The 15684-nt window shown below is 67.4% G+C and carries 17 protein-coding genes; 13 read left to right on the top strand and 4 right to left on the bottom strand.

The window, feature by feature from the left end:
• Window positions 1-29: 29 nt before the first annotated feature.
• The gene (locus BKG60_RS04365) at window positions 30-1403 is read left to right on the top strand and encodes an alpha/beta hydrolase (protein ID WP_075909279.1); all 1374 of its coding nucleotides are present in this window, start codon (window positions 30-32) and stop codon (window positions 1401-1403) included.
• A gap of 108 nt (window positions 1404-1511) precedes the next feature.
• Window positions 1512-1850: a DUF3349 domain-containing protein gene (locus tag BKG60_RS04370; protein WP_075909283.1), complete on the top strand. Its 339-nt coding sequence runs from the start codon at window positions 1512-1514 to the stop codon at window positions 1848-1850.
• A gap of 60 nt (window positions 1851-1910) precedes the next feature.
• Here BKG60_RS04370 and BKG60_RS04375 read toward each other — a convergent pair whose 3' ends face one another.
• From BKG60_RS04375 to BKG60_RS04385, 3 genes are all read right to left on the bottom strand, one after another.
• Window positions 1911-2960, bottom strand: a complete 1050-nt coding sequence (locus tag BKG60_RS04375) for an NAD(P)-dependent alcohol dehydrogenase (RefSeq protein WP_075909280.1) — start codon at window positions 2958-2960, stop codon at window positions 1911-1913.
• A gap of 156 nt (window positions 2961-3116) precedes the next feature.
• The gene (locus BKG60_RS04380) at window positions 3117-3392 is read right to left on the bottom strand and encodes a YciI family protein (protein WP_070188903.1); all 276 of its coding nucleotides are present in this window, start codon (window positions 3390-3392) and stop codon (window positions 3117-3119) included.
• 10 nt (window positions 3393-3402) lie between these two features.
• Complete coding sequence (locus BKG60_RS04385; protein ID WP_075909281.1) at window positions 3403-4485, bottom strand: iron-siderophore ABC transporter substrate-binding protein; 1083 nt, start codon at window positions 4483-4485, stop codon at window positions 3403-3405.
• 176 nt (window positions 4486-4661) lie between these two features.
• Here BKG60_RS04385 and ctaD point away from each other — a divergent pair, with 176 nt between their 5' ends.
• Genes ctaD through BKG60_RS04400 form a run of 3 tightly spaced genes read left to right on the top strand, consistent with a single transcriptional unit; the run spans window position 4662 to window position 8021 of the window.
• Window positions 4662-6389 (top strand): aa3-type cytochrome oxidase subunit I, encoded by a 1728-nt coding sequence (ctaD, locus tag BKG60_RS04390; RefSeq protein ID WP_070945286.1) that lies wholly within the window; start codon window positions 4662-4664, stop codon window positions 6387-6389.
• 42 nt (window positions 6390-6431) lie between these two features.
• The gene (gene serB, locus BKG60_RS04395; RefSeq protein WP_165617785.1) at window positions 6432-7676 is read left to right on the top strand and encodes a phosphoserine phosphatase SerB; all 1245 of its coding nucleotides are present in this window, start codon (window positions 6432-6434) and stop codon (window positions 7674-7676) included.
• A gap of 36 nt (window positions 7677-7712) precedes the next feature.
• On the top strand, window positions 7713-8021 hold the full coding sequence (locus tag BKG60_RS04400; protein WP_070188905.1) for a hypothetical protein: 309 nt from the start codon (window positions 7713-7715) through the stop codon (window positions 8019-8021).
• Window positions 8022-8030: 9 nt separating this feature from the next.
• Here the strand turns inward: BKG60_RS04400 and yczR are convergent, their stop codons facing one another.
• On the bottom strand, window positions 8031-9473 hold the full coding sequence (gene yczR, locus BKG60_RS04405) for a MocR-like transcription factor YczR (protein WP_070945235.1): 1443 nt from the start codon (window positions 9471-9473) through the stop codon (window positions 8031-8033).
• A gap of 64 nt (window positions 9474-9537) precedes the next feature.
• On the opposite strand from yczR, the gene BKG60_RS31870 reads away from it, so the two are divergent.
• The 8 genes from BKG60_RS31870 (at window position 9538) to BKG60_RS04440 (ending at window position 15678) form a co-directional block, all read left to right on the top strand.
• Entirely contained in the window at window positions 9538-9684 is a 147-nt protein-coding gene (locus BKG60_RS31870) for a hypothetical protein (protein ID WP_165617782.1), read from the top strand.
• The gene (gene yczE, locus BKG60_RS04410) at window positions 9681-10394 is read left to right on the top strand and encodes a membrane protein YczE (protein ID WP_070188907.1); all 714 of its coding nucleotides are present in this window, start codon (window positions 9681-9683) and stop codon (window positions 10392-10394) included. Before BKG60_RS31870 ends, yczE begins: the two co-directional genes overlap by 4 nt.
• On the top strand, window positions 10358-11194 hold the full coding sequence (locus BKG60_RS04415) for an ABC transporter ATP-binding protein (protein ID WP_070188990.1): 837 nt from the start codon (window positions 10358-10360) through the stop codon (window positions 11192-11194). Before yczE ends, BKG60_RS04415 begins: the two co-directional genes overlap by 37 nt.
• A complete protein-coding gene (locus BKG60_RS04420) occupies window positions 11191-12027 on the top strand; it encodes an NUDIX hydrolase (RefSeq protein ID WP_070945236.1) in 837 nt (278 codons plus the stop codon). Before BKG60_RS04415 ends, BKG60_RS04420 begins: the two co-directional genes overlap by 4 nt.
• Window positions 12024-12695, top strand: coding sequence for an enoyl-CoA hydratase (locus tag BKG60_RS04425; protein ID WP_070945237.1), 672 nt, complete (start codon window positions 12024-12026; stop codon window positions 12693-12695). The genes BKG60_RS04420 and BKG60_RS04425 overlap by 4 nt, the downstream gene beginning before the upstream one ends.
• A 79-nt stretch (window positions 12696-12774) precedes the next feature.
• Entirely contained in the window at window positions 12775-13731 is a 957-nt protein-coding gene (locus tag BKG60_RS04430) for a class I SAM-dependent methyltransferase (RefSeq protein ID WP_171055085.1), read from the top strand.
• Window positions 13728-14915: a THUMP-like domain-containing protein gene (locus tag BKG60_RS04435; RefSeq protein WP_070945288.1), complete on the top strand. Its 1188-nt coding sequence runs from the start codon at window positions 13728-13730 to the stop codon at window positions 14913-14915. The genes BKG60_RS04430 and BKG60_RS04435 overlap by 4 nt, the downstream gene beginning before the upstream one ends.
• Before the next feature lie 73 nt (window positions 14916-14988).
• On the top strand, window positions 14989-15678 hold the full coding sequence (locus tag BKG60_RS04440) for an esterase (protein WP_070945238.1): 690 nt from the start codon (window positions 14989-14991) through the stop codon (window positions 15676-15678).
• Window positions 15679-15684 lie beyond the last annotated feature (6 nt).

Below are 15684 nucleotides of genomic sequence, written 5' to 3' on the forward strand. Positions count from 1 at the left end.
GACAGCCGGCCCTGATAGGAAATGAGCCGATGCACCAGCTCATTGCGCAGATCTCGCTGATCCACGGCTGGTTCCCGGTGGTCGTTCAGCTGATCGCTGCCCTGCTGCTGGGCGCCGCGGTGGGCTGGCGCACGCAACGCTGGCGGCGCCGGTTCCTGCCCGCGCTCGTGATCACGGCGACCGTGCTGGCGGCCGCGACGTATTGGTACATCGACTCGATCGGCGTGGCCGGTAACGCCGGGCCACCCGAGTTGTGGTTCTGGATTGCGTTGAGTGTGCTGTCGGTCGGCATCGCATTGCTGGGCTGGGCGAGTGCGCGGTGGTGGCGGCGCACCGTCTCGGTGGCCGCGGTCGGGGTATGCGGGCTGGCTTGCGCGCTGACCCTCAACATGTGGGTCGGATACTTCCCGACGGTGGGCGGCCTGTGGAAGCAGCTCACGTCAAGCCCACTTCCGGGGCAGACAGACCGGCTGACCGTGACCAAGATGCAGCTGGCCCACTTTCAGCCGCCCAGCGGTGTCCTGGTCCCGGTGACCATCGATTCGACGGCTTCGGGTTTCACGCACCGTGGTGAACTCGTCTACCTCCCGCCGGCCTGGTTTGCGGGCAATCCGCCGCCGCAGCTTCCGGTCGTGATGATGATCGGCTCACAACTGAACACCCCGGCCGACTGGCTGCGCGCGGGCAATGTGCTGGGCATCCTCGACGGCTTCGCGGCCGCCCATGGCGGCAATGCGCCGGTGTTCGTATTCGTCGACGCCACCGGCTCGTTCACCAACGACACCGAGTGCGTCAACGGAGTCCGCGGGAAGGCGGCCGACCATCTGACCAAAGACGTTGTCCCATATCTGATCTCGAACTTCGGGGTGCGTTCAGATCGTGATGGGTGGGGGATCGCAGGCTGGTCGATGGGCGGCACCTGCGCAGTGGACCTGACCCTGATGCATCCGGACATGTTCCGGTCATTCATCGACATCGCCGGGGATTTGCGACCCAACACCGGAACCAAGACTCAGACGATCAACCGGCTGTTCGGCGGGGACGCCGACGCCTGGGCGGCTTACGATCCGGCCACCGTCATGCGTCGGCACGGCCCGTACGCGGATGTCACGGCGTGGTTCGAGGTGCCGCACCACGACGGCGTGACGCATGACCCCACGGCCAATCCCGAGGCTCAGGACATCGCCGCGAGCACGCTGTGTGAAGCGGCCCGGGCCGAGGCGATCAGGTGCTCGGTGCAGACTGCGCCCGGCCGGCACGATTGGGCATTCGCCGCCAACGCTTTTGGCGCCGCGTTACCGTGGCTGGCCGGCCAGCTCGACACGCCCGGTGTGGAACGGACCGAACTGCCGCCTTCGACGTTGGGGCCCGGACCCACCAACGTCCAGGCCGCCCCGGGCTAGGGATTTTCCCGCGCGGGATGCATTTTGGCGATGAATCACCAATGAATGACCGACCAACTGTCGGCCCTTCCAGTGGTGGGCCGGGCGAGAAACGGCGAAACTTACCGGGTGTCAACAAAGTCGCTGCTGATTTCGGTCCTGAACTGGCTGCGTGCCGGGTACCCGGAAGGCGTCCCGGGAACCGATCGGGTGCCGCTGCTCGCGCTGTTGCGGGCCACGCCGCTGACCGAGGAGCAGGTGGCCGAGGTGGTACGCAACATCGCCGAGGTCTCAGCGCCTGCCGACGTTGACGACCCGATCAAGCGCGACGACATCGCCGAGTTCATCGCCGATGTCACCGACCACGACGCCGGCCCGGAGAATGTTCAGCGGGTGGCGGCCAAACTGGCCGCCGCGGGCTGGCCGTTGGCCGGGGTGGACTTGGGAACCGACGCAGACACTCAATAACGAGCAACGCCGAGGATTGCAGTCACCGGGTGACTGCAATCCTCGGCGTTGACGGGTCGGCTAGCCGCGCAGCGAGGCGGTGTCGATCACGAAGCGGTACCGCACATCACTGGCCAGCACGCGCTCGTAGGCCTCGTTGATGTAGTCGGGCTGGATGACCTCGATCTCCGGGGTGACGTCGTGCTCGGCGCAGAAGTCCAGCATTTCCTGGGTCTCCGGGATGCCGCCGATCATCGAACCGGACAGGCTGCGCCGCATGCCCGCCAGCGGGAAAGGCGGAACCTCCATCGCATGTTCGGGCATGCCCAGCTCCACCAGGGTGCCGTCCACGGCCAGCAGGCCGAGGTACGCGCCGAGGTCGAGGTTGGCCGAAACGGTGTTGAGGATCAGATCGAAGCGGCCGCGAAGCTTGCGGAAGGTGTCCGGATCGCCGGTGGCGTAGTACTCGTCGGCGCCGAGCCGAAGGCCGTCTTCCATCTTCTTCAGCGACTGCGACAGCACGGTGACATGCGCGCCCATTGCCTTGGCGAGCTTGACACCGACATGGCCCAGACCGCCGAGACCGATGACGGCGACCTTCTTGCCCGGGCCGGCGTTCCAGTGCCGCAGCGGCGAGTAGGTGGTGATGCCGGCGCACAGCAGGGGAGCGGCCTTGTCCAAGGGGATGCTGTCGGGGATACGCAGCACGTAGTTCTCGTCGGCGACGATCGCACCGCTGTAGCCGCCGTAGGTCGGGGTGCCGTCGCGCTCGGTCGAGTTGTAGGTGGCGATCATGCCGCCGCCGGTGCAGTACTGCTGCAGCCCGGCCTTGCAGTTGTCGCACTCACGACAGGAGTCGACGAAACATCCGACGCCGACATGGTCGCCGACCTTGTACTTGGTGACCTCCGAGCCGACCTCGGTGACCACGCCGGCGATCTCGTGACCGGCCACCACCGGGTAATTCGGAGTGCCCCATTCGGCCCTGACGGTGTGGATGTCGGAGTGGCAGATGCCGGCGAAGTGGATGTCGAAGGCCACGTCATGCGGCCCTACCTCGCGGCGGGTTATCGTGGTCTTGGCCAGCGGTTCGGTCGCCGAGTTGGCGGCATAGGCGTAAACAGTGCTCATCAAAGCCCTCTTTGCTCGTCGTCTTGTGCGTGTCCCGGAAAAGATTAGTCCGGTTAACTGACTACTGCCTGAAAGGCAGTCCACGGCGTGCAACGACACCGGCCGCGGCGGTAATCCCGCTACTGGTTGTGACTTATCTCCCGGATCGGGGTTGGGTCACAGCCCGGGGGCGCGGAACGCCCCGTTGAAGGACGTGCGCTCGCAGCGGATGAGCCCGGCCGAGGTGTAGGGGTCCCGGGCGATGAGATCGGTGACCTCCTCTTCGCTCAGGTCGCCGGTGATGAGCACGGCGCCGGTCGCCGACTCCAGGCGGCCGGCCAGGATGATGCGGCCCGCCGCCACTTCTTCCTCGAGCCAGGCGATGTGGGCGGGGCGGGTCTGATCGACGACGTCGATGGGCTGGGTGTACGTGGTGGTGAGGACGTGGAACACGGGGCCGAGATTAGTTGATGGGGGCGTTCACCCAGCGCAGGTCGTCGAGGATGCCGCGGGCGGCCACGATGTTCTGCCCGGTCTGCCAGACCTCGTTGTTCACCACGAACACCCGGTTGTCCTTGGCGGCCGACAAGTCCCGCCATGCGGTGCTGTGCAGGATCTTGGGCGCGTGGTCCCTGGCTGCCGAGGATGCGAACGAGACGTAGACGATGTCCGCGTCGGCGATGCGGTAATCCGCGTCGGTGGTGCCCAACTCTACGTATGGCTTGTCGGTAAAGCGTTGTGCGGCAGGGCGATCCAACCCCACGGCGGCCAGCACGCTGCCGGCGAAGGTGTCGGCGCCGTAGACCCGCACGCTGTTCTCGGTCAGCTGCACCACCGATGCCTGGAAATGGGCCGCGTCGTTCTGTGCACCGGTATCGCGGGCGGCGTCGTCGAATTTCGCGATCAGGTCGGCCGCGGCTTCTGCGCGCCCGGTCGCCTCACCCACCGTGCGCAAGGTGTCGCGCCAGGCGGCCCCGGGCGCACCGGTGAACACGGTCGGGGCGATCGCCGACAGCGCGTCGAACGACGCCGGAGCCAGGCTTGCCGATCCCAGGATCAGCTCAGGATTCGCCGCTTTGATCGCGTCGAGGTCTGGTGCGTTCCGCGAACCGGCGGGGGCAACCCCGTGCACCACGGCCCCCAGATACGAGGGCTGCTCCGACGAACCGTCCGGAAGCGCGGCCGCGACGATGCGCGACTGCAGGCCCAGCGCGCACAACGCGTCCAGCTGGTCACCGGACAGCGCGACGATGCGTTGCGGGTCGCCGCGCACCTCGGTGGACTCCGAGATAGCCGAACCTTCGGCTCTGTCTCCTCTGGCGTTGCGGACCTCGCGCGCCGACTGGTCGGCGGCGGCCGGCTCGGCTGCGCACGATTCGTCGGGGCGACGCTGATTACCCAGCACGCCGGCATCGGCGATCTTGGTGACGCTGGTGGACATCGACGTCTGCGCCTGCTGTGTCTGCTCGGCAGAGCCGCACCCACTGGCGAGGGTTGCGGCCGCAGCGATCACCGCGAGCGCGGCGCGGGGTCGGTTGGTCAGCACCGGGCGACCGTAACATTCACAGCCTTACCGCTGGTCAAGCCCTCGCGGCCGAAAGATTCGACGCCGCGCCGCCGCGCAGTACGACAGTTTGTAGGACCCAGGGACGCGAAGACCGCCGGGAGCGTTAGGATTCAGTTCGATAAGCGGGATTTCCCGACGAATCTTTGGAGGATCTCTTGGTAGCCGAAGCGCCCCCAATCGGAGAACTCGAGGCACGTCGTCCTTTTCCGGAACGGATGGGCCCCAAGGGCAACCTGATCTACAAGCTCATCACCACGACCGATCACAAGCTGATCGGCATCATGTACTGCGTCGTCTGCTTCGCCTTCTTCTTCATCGGCGGTCTGATGGCGCTGTTCATGCGTACCGAACTGGCGATGCCCGGCCTGCAGTTCCTGAGCAACGAGCAGTTCAACCAGCTGTTCACCATGCACGGCACGGTGATGCTGCTGTTCTACGCCACCCCGATCGTGTTCGGGTTCGCCAACCTGGTGTTGCCGCTGCAGATCGGCGCGCCCGACGTGGCATTCCCGCGGCTGAACGCGCTGTCGTTCTGGCTGTTCCTGTTCGGCGCGCTGATCGCGCTCGGCGGCTTCATCACGCCCGGCGGTGCCGCGGACTTCGGTTGGACGGCCTACTCGCCGCTGACCGACGCGATCCACTCGCCGGGTGCCGGCGGTGACCTGTGGATCCTGGGTCTGGCCGTCGGTGGTCTGGGCACCATTCTCGGTGGCGTCAACATGGTCACCACCGTGGTCTGCATGCGTGCGCCCGGTATGACGATGTTCCGCATGCCGGTGTTCACCTGGAACATCTTGGTGACCTCGATCCTGGTGCTGATCGCGTTCCCCATCCTGACCGCCGCACTGTTCGGCCTGGCCGCCGATCGCCACCTGGGCGCCCACATCTACGATCCCGCCAACGGCGGTGTCCTGTTGTGGCAGCACCTGTTCTGGTTCTTCGGTCACCCCGAGGTGTACATCATCGCGCTGCCGTTCTTCGGCATCGTGTCCGAGATCTTCCCGGTGTTCAGCCGCAAGCCGATCTTCGGCTACACCACGCTGATCTACGCGACCATCAGCATCGCGGCCCTGTCGGTCGCGGTGTGGGCGCACCACATGTACGCCACCGGCGCGGTCCTGCTGCCGTTCTTCTCGTTCATGACGTTCCTGATCGCGGTCCCGACCGGGATCAAGTTCTTCAACTGGATCGGCACGATGTGGAAGGGTCAGCTGACATTCGAGACGCCCATGCTGTTCTCGGTCGGCTTCCTGATCACCTTCCTGTTGGGTGGCCTGTCCGGCGTGCTGCTGGCCAGCCCGCCGATCGACTTCCACGTCACCGACAGCTACTTCGTCATCGCGCACTTCCACTACGTGCTCTTCGGCACCATCGTGTTCGCCACCTACGCGGGCATCTACTTCTGGTTCCCGAAGATGACCGGACGTCTGCTCGACGAGCGCCTGGGCAAGCTGCACTTCTGGCTGACCTTCATCGGCTTCCACACCACCTTCCTGGTGCAGCACTGGGTCGGTGACGAGGGCATGCCGCGTCGCTACGCCGACTACCTGCCCACCGACGGCTTCACCACGCTCAACGTGATCTCCACGATCGGTGCCTTCATCCTGGGCATCTCGACGCTGCCGTTCGTGTGGAACGTGTTCAAGAGCTGGCGTTACGGCGAGCCGGTGACGGTCGACGACCCCTGGGGCTACGGCAACTCGCTGGAGTGGGCGACCTCCTGCCCGCCGCCGCGGCACAACTTCACCGAGCTGCCCCGGATCCGTTCGGAGCGCCCCGCGTTCGAGCTGCACTATCCGCACATGGTCGAGCGCATGCGCGCCGAGGCCCACGTGGGCCGCACGCATCACGCGGAGCTCGAGACCGCGGACCGCTCCAGCTGACGGGTGGCAGCATCCGGGGGTGAGCACGTCGAGGAAGTTTCGATGATCGGTGCTCCGCGAGAGCGCTCGTCGGTACTGATCACCGTCACGGGGGTCGATCAGCCCGGTGTGACTTCGGCGCTGTTCGAGGTGCTTGCCCGCCATCAGGTCGAGCTGCGCAACGTTGAACAGGTCGTGGTCCGCGGCCGGCTCACCTTGGGTGTGCTGGTCGCGGCCCCGGCCGAGACGGTCGACGGCGACGCGCTGCGAAGCGATGTCGAGACGGCGATTCACCAGCTCGGCCTGGACGTCACGGTCGAGCGCAGCGACGACATGCCGGTCATGCGCGAACCGTCGACCCACACGATCGTGGTGCTCGGCCGCCCGATCACCGCTGAGTCGTTCAGCGTGGTCGCCCGTGCGGTCGCGAGTCTGGGCGTCAACATCGACACCATCCGCGGGGTGTCCGACTATCCGGTGACCGGCCTGGAACTCCGGGTGTCGGTACCGGCCGGTGCCGCATACAGCCAACTCCAGTCGGCCCTGGCCCAGGTGGCCGTCGACGAGGGTGTCGACATCGCCCTCGAGGATTACAGCCTCGCCCGACGGGCCAAGCGGCTCATCGTCTTCGACGTCGACTCCACCCTGATCCAGGGCGAGGTCATCGAAATGTTGGCCGCCCGGGCCGGCATGGAAGCCCAGGTCGCCGCGGTCACCGAAGCCGCGATGCGCGGTGAATTGGATTTCGCCGAATCACTGCACCGCCGGGTGGCGACCCTGGCCGGCCTGCCCGCCTCGGTGCTCGACGATGTCGCCGAGCAGGTCGAACTGACCCCTGGCGCCCGGACCACCATCCGCACCCTGCGGCGGCTCGGTTTTCACTGCGGCGTGGTGTCGGGCGGTTTCCGTCAGGTCATCGAACCGCTGGCGCACGAACTCATGCTGGACTACGTGGCCGCCAACGAACTTGAAGTCGTCGACGGCAAGCTGACCGGGCGGGTGATCGGTCAGGTCATCGACCGGCCGGGTAAGGCCAAGGCGCTGCGCGATTTTGCCCAGCAGGTCGGCGTGCCCATGGAACAGACCGTGGCCGTCGGCGACGGCGCCAACGACATCGACATGCTGGCCGTGGCGGGCCTCGGCGTCGCCTTCAACGCCAAACCCGCGTTGCGTGAGGTGGCCGACGCGTCGCTCAGCCACCCCTACCTGGACACCGTGCTGTTCATCCTCGGTGTCACCCGCGGTGAGATCGAGGCCGCCGATGCCCTCGACGGAGTGCTGCGCCGCGTCGAGATCCCCGAGGACTGACAGCGCATCGACTCACCCCTGAAGTAGGGTGGGGCCATGGCGAACTTGAAGCACACGGTCGTGGTTGGCGCGTTCGCTGTTGCGGCGGTCTTGGGACAGCTGGCGGTCGCGGCCCCGGCCGAGGCCAAGCGATGCCCCTCGGGCACGGTGCAGACAAAGTTCGAGGGCGTGTGTGTGGCCGGTTCGTCCGGCGGCGGGATGGGTGCGGTGGCCCCGCCGGTGATGGCGCCGGGCACCGGAGACGCCAACATCCAGAGCCGGCCCGGCCAACTGCCCACGGTCAACGGGATTCCGTGCACCATCGAGCATTACAGCACCTGCTACGCCATGTCGCAGCAGCCGTAGCATCTGCGTCTACACCACCAGCGTCTGAGGTTGCTGCGCGCTGAGCGTGCCCGTGATGCTGTGCCAGGCCCGCGCCAGCAGGCGCACCGCATCTTCGAGTTCGGGTTCGGGCAGTGCATAAGGCAGCCGGATGAACCGCTCCAGCGTGCCGTCCACCCCGAACCGGGGGCCCGCGGGCACATCCAGGCCCAGGCGCATCGCCGCGGCCGACAATGCCGTGCTCATCGGCGCGGGCAGCTTCACCCACAGCGACATGCCCCCTCGGCCGTGGCCCGGCTGCCAGTCCGGAAGTTCACGCGCCAGCAGGGCGGTCAGGAATTGCCTTCGGGTGCACAAGATCTCGCGCCGTTCCGGTAGCACCTCGGCGTGCATGGCAAGCAGCTTCGCCGCGGCGAGTTGTTCGAGGATCGGGGTGCCGAGATCCACCGACGGCCGGATCGCGGCGATGGTGGCCAGCGTGCCGCGCTCGGCGCGAATCCAGCCGACCCGCAGGCCGCCCCAGAACGATTTCGACATCGAGCCGATGGTCAGCACCAGGTCGTTGCGGGGCACCGACGCCGCCAGCGGCTCGGGCGGGGCCTCGTCGATCCACATGTCGACGATCGACTCATCGACGATGGTGCGGGTTCGGGTGTCGGAAATGATCTGCCCCAAGCGCTTTCGCTCCATGGCGGTCATGGTGAACCCGGTGGGGTTGTGGCTGTCGGGAACGAGGTAGGCCAGGCTCGGCGCGAGTTGTCGCAGCGCGGCCTGCACGGCGTCCAGTTCCCAGCCGTCGTCGGTGAGTGCGACCGGGACGGCCCGTGCTCCCGCGGTCGAGATCGCCGACAGCGCACCGTGATAGGTCGGTTGCTCGACGAGTACCCGGTCGCCGGGCTGGGTGTGGCTGGCCAGGATCAGCCCGATCGCGTGCTGGGCGCCGCTGGTCACCATGATCTGGCTCGGATCGGTGGGTAGCCCTCTGGCGCAATATCTTTCGGCGATAGCGGTTCGCAGTGGGCCGACGCCCATCAGCTCGTGTCCGGGCTCGCGCAGGTACGGCGCGATATCGCGAGCGGCATCGGCGAACGCTTCCAGTACGGCGGTGCCGGGAGCGGACAAGGCGGCCGCAGCCAGGCTGACCGTCGGGGTGGTGACATCGGGTTCGATGTGACCGGCAGCCGGCAGGGCCGTGATGCTGCGGGCCCCGCGGCGGGCGTGCAGGTACCCGTCCTCGCGCAGCTGCGCGAAGGCCGCGGTGACAGTGGTGCGCGACACCCGCAGCGCCTCGGCCAGCGCCCGTTCGCTGGGAATGCGTGACCCGACCGGAACGCGGCCGTCCACGATGAGCAGCCGGATGGCGTCGGCCAGGCCGAGGTAGGCAGGGCCACTTTGGCTGGCAGTGCGCCAGTTGCCCAGTTCACGGGCCAGCAGGTCCACATCGAGGGTGCGTGCGGCCATATCGAAAGACATAATAAGGCCAGTATGTGCCAACTGGATATTGATGAGCAAGCCAGCTGGCCGAGATCATGGCTGCATGGCACGGAACTGGATTTCCCGATTGGCGGAGAATCTCCGCCGTCTGCACGATCCCGGCAACTACACCGAGGACCGCGATGTGGACGCCCGCCGGGTGCGTAGCGAGCTCGACGCGATTCGCGTCCGATTCCCCGACCACGCATGAGGACGGCATTCACCCGCGGTGGCCTGCTCCTGATCGGCCTGTGCGGCTACGGCGCGTCGATGGCGATGATGGTGCGCGCCGGGCTCGGACTCGATCCATGGGACGTGTTCCACCAGGGCCTCACCCGGCACAGCCCGCTGTCGCTCGGCATGGCTTCGGCCGTCGTCGGCGCCGTCGTCCTACTGGCCTGGATCCCGCTGCGGAACCGGCCCGGAATCGGGACCGTTGCCAATGTCATCGTCATCGCCGTCACCGTCGACGCCACCCTCGCGGTGCTTCCCGCGCCGGCGGCGATGCCGGTTCGCATCGCAATGATGATCGGCGCCGTCGTGCTCAACGCCGTCAGCACCGTGCTCTACATCGGTGCCGGGCTCGGTCCCGGGCCCCGTGACGGGCTGATGACCGGACTGGTCGCCCGTACCGGATTGTCGGTGCGGCTGGTGCGCACCGCAATTGAGGCCACCGTGCTGGCCGTCGGCGCGCTGTTGGGCGGCACCGTCGGGATCGGCACGGTTGTCTATGCATTCGGAATCGGGCCGCTCGTGCAGCTGTTCCTGCGGCTGACCCCGCGGTCGCTGTTGTTCCACGATTTCAGTGGCGGGCATGCCCGAGCGGATCGGGAACCGGTCACTACGATGAGCGAGTGGCCTCAGGGGAACGCACCGACTCGACAATCAGCGCTGACGACGGAACCGACCCCGACCTGTTGATCGACTTCGCGCAGGTAATCCTGCAGCGCGGCGGCAACACCCTCGTCGGGCCGATCACCTGGGCCGTCGAACTCGACGAGCGTTGGGTGGTGATCGGTCCGAACGGGGCGGGCAAGACCTCCCTGCTGCGGATCGCCGCTGCCACCGAGCATCCGTCCTCGGGCACCGCCTACGTGCTCGGTGAACGACTCGGTCGCACCGACATGTCCGAGCTGCGAGCCCGTGTCGGTCTGAGCAGCTCGGCGCTGTCACAGCGGATCCCCGACCACGAGGTGGTGCGAGACCTGGTGGTGTCGGCCGGCTACGCCGTACTGGGCCGGTGGCGCGAGGACTACGAGGACGTGGACTACGCCCAGGCCATCGACATGCTGGAAAGCGTCGGTGCCGAACATCTTGCCGAGCGCACCTACGGGACGCTCTCAGAAGGCGAACGCAAACGGGTCCTGATCGCTCGGTCGCTGATGACCGACCCCGAACTCCTGCTGCTCGACGAGCCCGCGGCCGGCCTCGACCTCGGCGGCCGCGAAGAGCTGGTGGCGCGGTTGACCGATCTGGCAGCCGACCCCGATGCGCCTGCCATGGTGCTGGTCACCCATCATGTCGAGGAGATTCCGGTCGGATTCAGCCACGCGCTGATCCTGTCGGAAGGCAAGGCGGTTGCCTCGGGTCTGCTGACGGAGGTGTTGACTGCTGAGAACCTGTCCAAGGCGTTCGGTCAGTCGATCGCCCTTGACGTGATCGACGGGCGGTACTTCGCCCGGCGGACCAGGAGCCGTGCGGCCCATAGGAGGCGACAATGACCGACCCCGATCCACTGGTGCCACGACCGGCGGCCACGGTGATGCTGGTCCGCGACGCCGCTGAATCCATCGAAGTCTTCATGATGCGCAGGCACGCGGCCATGGAGTTCGTGGCCGGGGTGATGGTTTTTCCGGGCGGGGGAGTCGACGACCGCGATCGCAACGCCGACATCGCCTGGTTCGGACCCGAACCGGCCTGGTGGGCACAACGGCTCGGGGTGGACACCGGGCTGGCCGAGGCGCTGGTGTGCGCTGCGGCCCGCGAGACCTTCGAGGAGTCCGGGGTCCTGTTCGCCGGCCCCTCCAACGACCCGGACGGGATCGTCAGCGATGCCTCCGTCTACGGCGATGCACGTGCCGCCCTGGCCAACCACTCGCTGTCCTTCGCCGACTTCCTGCGGGACGAGAAACTCGTGCTGCGCGCTGACCTGCTGCGGCCGTGGGACAACTGGATCACGCCCAAAGAAGAACGAACCCGCCGCTACGACACCTTCTTCTTCGTCGGCGCCCTGCCTCAGGGGCAGCGGGCCGACGGCGAGAACACTGAAACCGACCGGGCCTTCTGGAGCACCCCGCAGGCCGGCCTCGACGACTTCGAGCAGGGCAACTCGTTCCTACTGCCGCCGACCTGGACGCAGCTGAACAGCCTCGCCGGCCGCTCGGTCGCCGACGTGCTGGCCAGCGAACGCAAGATCGTCCCCATCGAACCCAACCTCTCACTCGGCGAGGGAAGCTGGCGGATCGAGTTCTTCGACAGCGGACGCTACAACGCGGCCAGGAACCAGCGGGCGCCTCTGGGCCGGGGGCCGGCCGCGGAGGAATCGGTTCAGTGAACGAGTTCGTCAGCGCGATCAGCGGGGTGACGCCGGAACAGGACCGTGTCGGCACCCTGATGTTGTCGCGGCCACCGACCAACGCCCTGACCCGGCAGATGTACCGCGAGATCATCGCGGCGGCCCACGACCTGGGCGAGCGCACCGACATCTCGGCCGTCATCCTGTTCGGCGGGCATGAGATCTTCTGCGCCGGCGACGACGTTCCCGAGTTGCGCACGCTGAACGCGGGCGAGGCCGCCGCTGCGGATGAGGCGCTACGCCAGTGCATCCAAGCCGTGTCCGCCATTCCCAAGCCCACCGTGGCCGCGATCACCGGCTACGCGCTGGGCAGCGGACTGGGCCTGGCGATGGCCGCCGATTGGCGAGTCAGCGGCGACAACGTCAAGTTCGGGGCGACCGAGATCCTGGCCGGACTGGCGCCACGCGCCGGCGGAGGTGCGCGGCTGGCCGAGGTCATCGGGGCCAGCAAGGCCAAGGAGCTGGTGTTCAGCGGCCGGTTCGTCGGCGCCGAGGAGGCGTTGGAACTCGGCCTGATCGACCAGATGGTGGCGCCCGACCACGTCTACGACGAGGCACTGGCTTGGGCCCGGAGGTTCGTCGAACATCCCGTGGACGTTCTGGCGGCGGCCAAGGCCGCCGTCGACGGACTGGTGGACCGGCCCTGACGCTTGCCCCACCCCGGCCGTTAGGCTGCCCTTCATGACTGACATCAAGGATTCCGGCACGGAAGCCGATATTGCCGGCATGCCGACTCCTAACCCGCACGCCACGGCCGAGCAGGTCGAAGCCGCGATGCATGACAGCAAGCTCGCGCAGGTGCTCTACCACGACTGGGAAGCCGAGACCTACGACGAAAAGTGGTCGATCTCCTACGACCAGCGGTGTATCGACTACGCCCGCGGCCGTTTCGACGCGATCGTGCCCGAATCCGAGCAGCGTGAGCTGCCGTACGACCGGGCCCTCGAGCTGGGTTGCGGCACCGGATTCTTCTTGCTCAACCTGGTCCAATCCGGGGTGGCGCGGCGCGGCTCGGTGACCGACCTGTCCCCGGGCATGGTCAAGGTGGCCACCCGGAACGGGCAGTCACTCGGCCTGGACATCGACGGGCGGGTCGCCGACGCCGAAGGCATCCCGTACGAGGACAACACCTTCGATCTGGTGGTCGGGCACGCGGTGCTCCACCACATCCCCGACGTCGAGCTCTCCCTGCGTGAGGTGGTCCGGGTGCTCAAACCCGGCGGTCGTTTCGTCTTCGCCGGTGAACCCACCACGGTCGGCAACAAGTACGCCCGCGAGCTGTCCACCCTGACCTGGCACGCCACCACCAACCTGACCAAGCTGCCCTGGCTCAGCGGCTGGCGCCGGCCCCAGGCCGAACTGGACGAATCCTCCCGGGCCGCGGCGCTGGAAGCCGTCGTCGACCTGCACACCTTCGACCCGGCAGACCTGGAGCGGATGGCGAGCAACGCCGGTGCCGTCGAAGTACGCACCGCCAGCGAGGAGTTCAGCGCGGCGATGCTCGGCTGGCCGGTGCGCACCTTCGAGGCCGCGGTGCCCCCGGAGCGTCTGGGTTGGGGCTGGGCCAAGTTCGCGTTCAACAGCTGGACCACGCTGAGCTGGGTCGACGCCAACGTGTGGCGCCGGGTGGTGCCGAAGGGCTGGTTCTACAACGTGATGGTCACGGGGGTCAAGCCCTCCTGAGCGGTGGAGTAGCGTTCGACCTCTCACACGTCGCATATCTGCGATCGGAGGCGGGAGAGCGGGCCCTGGCCCAGGTGGCCGAGCGCCGCCTCACCGGAGCCAGCCTGGTCAGCGACATCGCCGCCGTACGATCGCAATTCGGCGACCATGCCGGGATTCTGGTGGAGACCGTGCAGCTGAGGCGTCGAGCCGCGGCCAAGTTCGACGACCCGCGGCGGTGGCTGTTCACCGACGAGGCGCTGCAACAGGCCACGGCCGCACCGGTGGCCGCCCATCGGGCCCGGAGACTCGCCGGTGCCCGGGTGCACGACGCGACCTGTTCGATCGGCAGTGAGCTTGTGGCACTGCGTGATTGCACAGCCCAACTGCTCGGCAGCGACCTCGATCCGGTGCGGCTGGCAATGGCCGCGCACAACCTCGAAGAGGGCGGTACCGAGGTTCCGCTGTGCCGCGCCGACGCACTCGCGCCCGTCACCCGCGACACGGTGGTGATCATCGACCCGGCCCGGCGGTCCGGTGGTCGGCGTCGCTTCGACCCGCGTGCCTACACACCGGCGCTCGATGCCGTACTGGAGCTCTACCGCGACCGGGACCTCGTGGTGAAGTGCGCTCCCGGAATCGATTTCGACGAGCTCACCAAGATGGGCTTTGCCGGAGAGATCGAGGTGACGTCGGTCGCCGGCGGCGTGCGCGAAGCGTGCCTTTGGTCACCCGGTCTGACCGAGCCCGGTGTGCGTCGGCGAGCCAGCCTGCTCGACACCGCCGAAGAGATCACCGACGCCGAACCCGACGACTGCCCCGTGGCGCCGGCCGGACGCTGGATCATCGACCCCGACGGCGCGGTGGTGCGAGCCGGACTGGTGCGTCACTATGCGGCGCGGCACGGACTGTGGCAACTCGACCCCGACATCGCCTACCTCTCCGGTGACGACTTGCCCGCCGGGGTGCGTGGTTTCGAGGTACTCGAAGAGCTGCAATTCCAGGAGCGGCGATTGCGGGCCGCGTTGGCCGCCCGATCGGTGGGGGCGTTGGAGATCCTGGTTCGTGGCCTGGACGTGGACCCCGACGCGTTGCGGGCGCGGATGCGGCTGCGCGGGACCGAGCATCTCGCGGTGGTGATCGCACGGCTAGGCTCCGGGTCGGCCAGCCGGGCGACGGCATTCATTTGTCGCCCATCGCGATAGCGGCCACGTACCCTGAACGAAACACGCCGGTGGACCACCGGTGTGAGTTGATCGCCTGCGAGGACGACTGACGATGCGAATTTCCCCTGTGACAGCGATGCTGGCAGCCGGTGCGCTGCTGGGCTGGCTCGGCATGCCGGTGGCAGCCGGGCAGTCGGCCTGCGCCGACCTCGGCGGCACCGTCGACGGTGACCAGATCTGTCAGGTGCACACCGCCAATGCCGCCTACACACTCGACTACACGTTCCCGGTCGACTATCCCGACCAACAGGCTGTCGCCGGATACCTGATCCAGACACGCGACGGATTCGTCAACGTCTCCAGCATGCCCGGCCTGCGCGATCAGCCCTACGTCCTGGACGCCAAGGGCACCGCCTACAGCTCCGGGACCCCGGCGCGCACCCAGAGCCTGGTGTTCGAGGTCTATCAGAATGTGGGCGGTGCCCACCCGCAGACCTGGTACAAGACGTTCAACTACAACGTTGCCACGCGGGCCCCGATCACGTTCGACACCTTGTTCAAACCGGGCTCCAGGCCGTTGGACGTGGTCTTCCCGATCGTCCAGCGCGAACTCCAGAAACAGTCGGGCGTCGAGCAGGCCATCCCGCCGACCATCGGCCTCGATCCCGCCCACTACCAGAATTTCGCGATCACCGACGACGCGGTGATCTTCTTCTTCGGACAGGGCGAACTGCTGCCCGAGGCGGCCGGAGCCAGCCAGGCCAATGTTCCCCGGTCCGCCGTGGCGGCCCTGCTGGCCTGACGCGGG

Origin of the sequence: Mycobacterium syngnathidarum, assembly GCF_001942625.1 — a bacterium.
Classification (GTDB): Bacteria; Actinomycetota; Actinomycetes; order Mycobacteriales; family Mycobacteriaceae; genus Mycobacterium; species Mycobacterium syngnathidarum.

What these genes read in the sequence shown, in the direction of transcription:
- BKG60_RS04400 (WP_070188905.1), top strand. Translation starts at nt 7,713, where the DNA reads ATGGCGAACTTGAAGCACACGGTCGTGGTTGGCGCGTTCGCTGTTGCG.
- BKG60_RS04420 (WP_070945236.1), top strand. Translation starts at nt 11,191, where the DNA reads ATGACCGACCCCGATCCACTGGTGCCACGACCGGCGGCCACGGTGATG.
- BKG60_RS04365 (WP_075909279.1), top strand. Translation starts at nt 30, where the DNA reads ATGCACCAGCTCATTGCGCAGATCTCGCTGATCCACGGCTGGTTCCCG.
- BKG60_RS31870 (WP_165617782.1), top strand. Translation starts at nt 9,538, where the DNA reads ATGGCACGGAACTGGATTTCCCGATTGGCGGAGAATCTCCGCCGTCTG.
- yczE (WP_070188907.1), top strand. Translation starts at nt 9,681, where the DNA reads ATGAGGACGGCATTCACCCGCGGTGGCCTGCTCCTGATCGGCCTGTGC.
- yczR (WP_070945235.1), bottom strand. Translation starts at nt 9,473, where the DNA reads ATGTCTTTCGATATGGCCGCACGCACCCTCGATGTGGACCTGCTGGCC.
- BKG60_RS04430 (WP_171055085.1), top strand. Translation starts at nt 12,775, where the DNA reads ATGCCGACTCCTAACCCGCACGCCACGGCCGAGCAGGTCGAAGCCGCG.
- serB (WP_165617785.1), top strand. Translation starts at nt 6,432, where the DNA reads ATGATCGGTGCTCCGCGAGAGCGCTCGTCGGTACTGATCACCGTCACG.
- BKG60_RS04375 (WP_075909280.1), bottom strand. Translation starts at nt 2,960, where the DNA reads ATGAGCACTGTTTACGCCTATGCCGCCAACTCGGCGACCGAACCGCTG.
- BKG60_RS04440 (WP_070945238.1), top strand. Translation starts at nt 14,989, where the DNA reads ATGCGAATTTCCCCTGTGACAGCGATGCTGGCAGCCGGTGCGCTGCTG.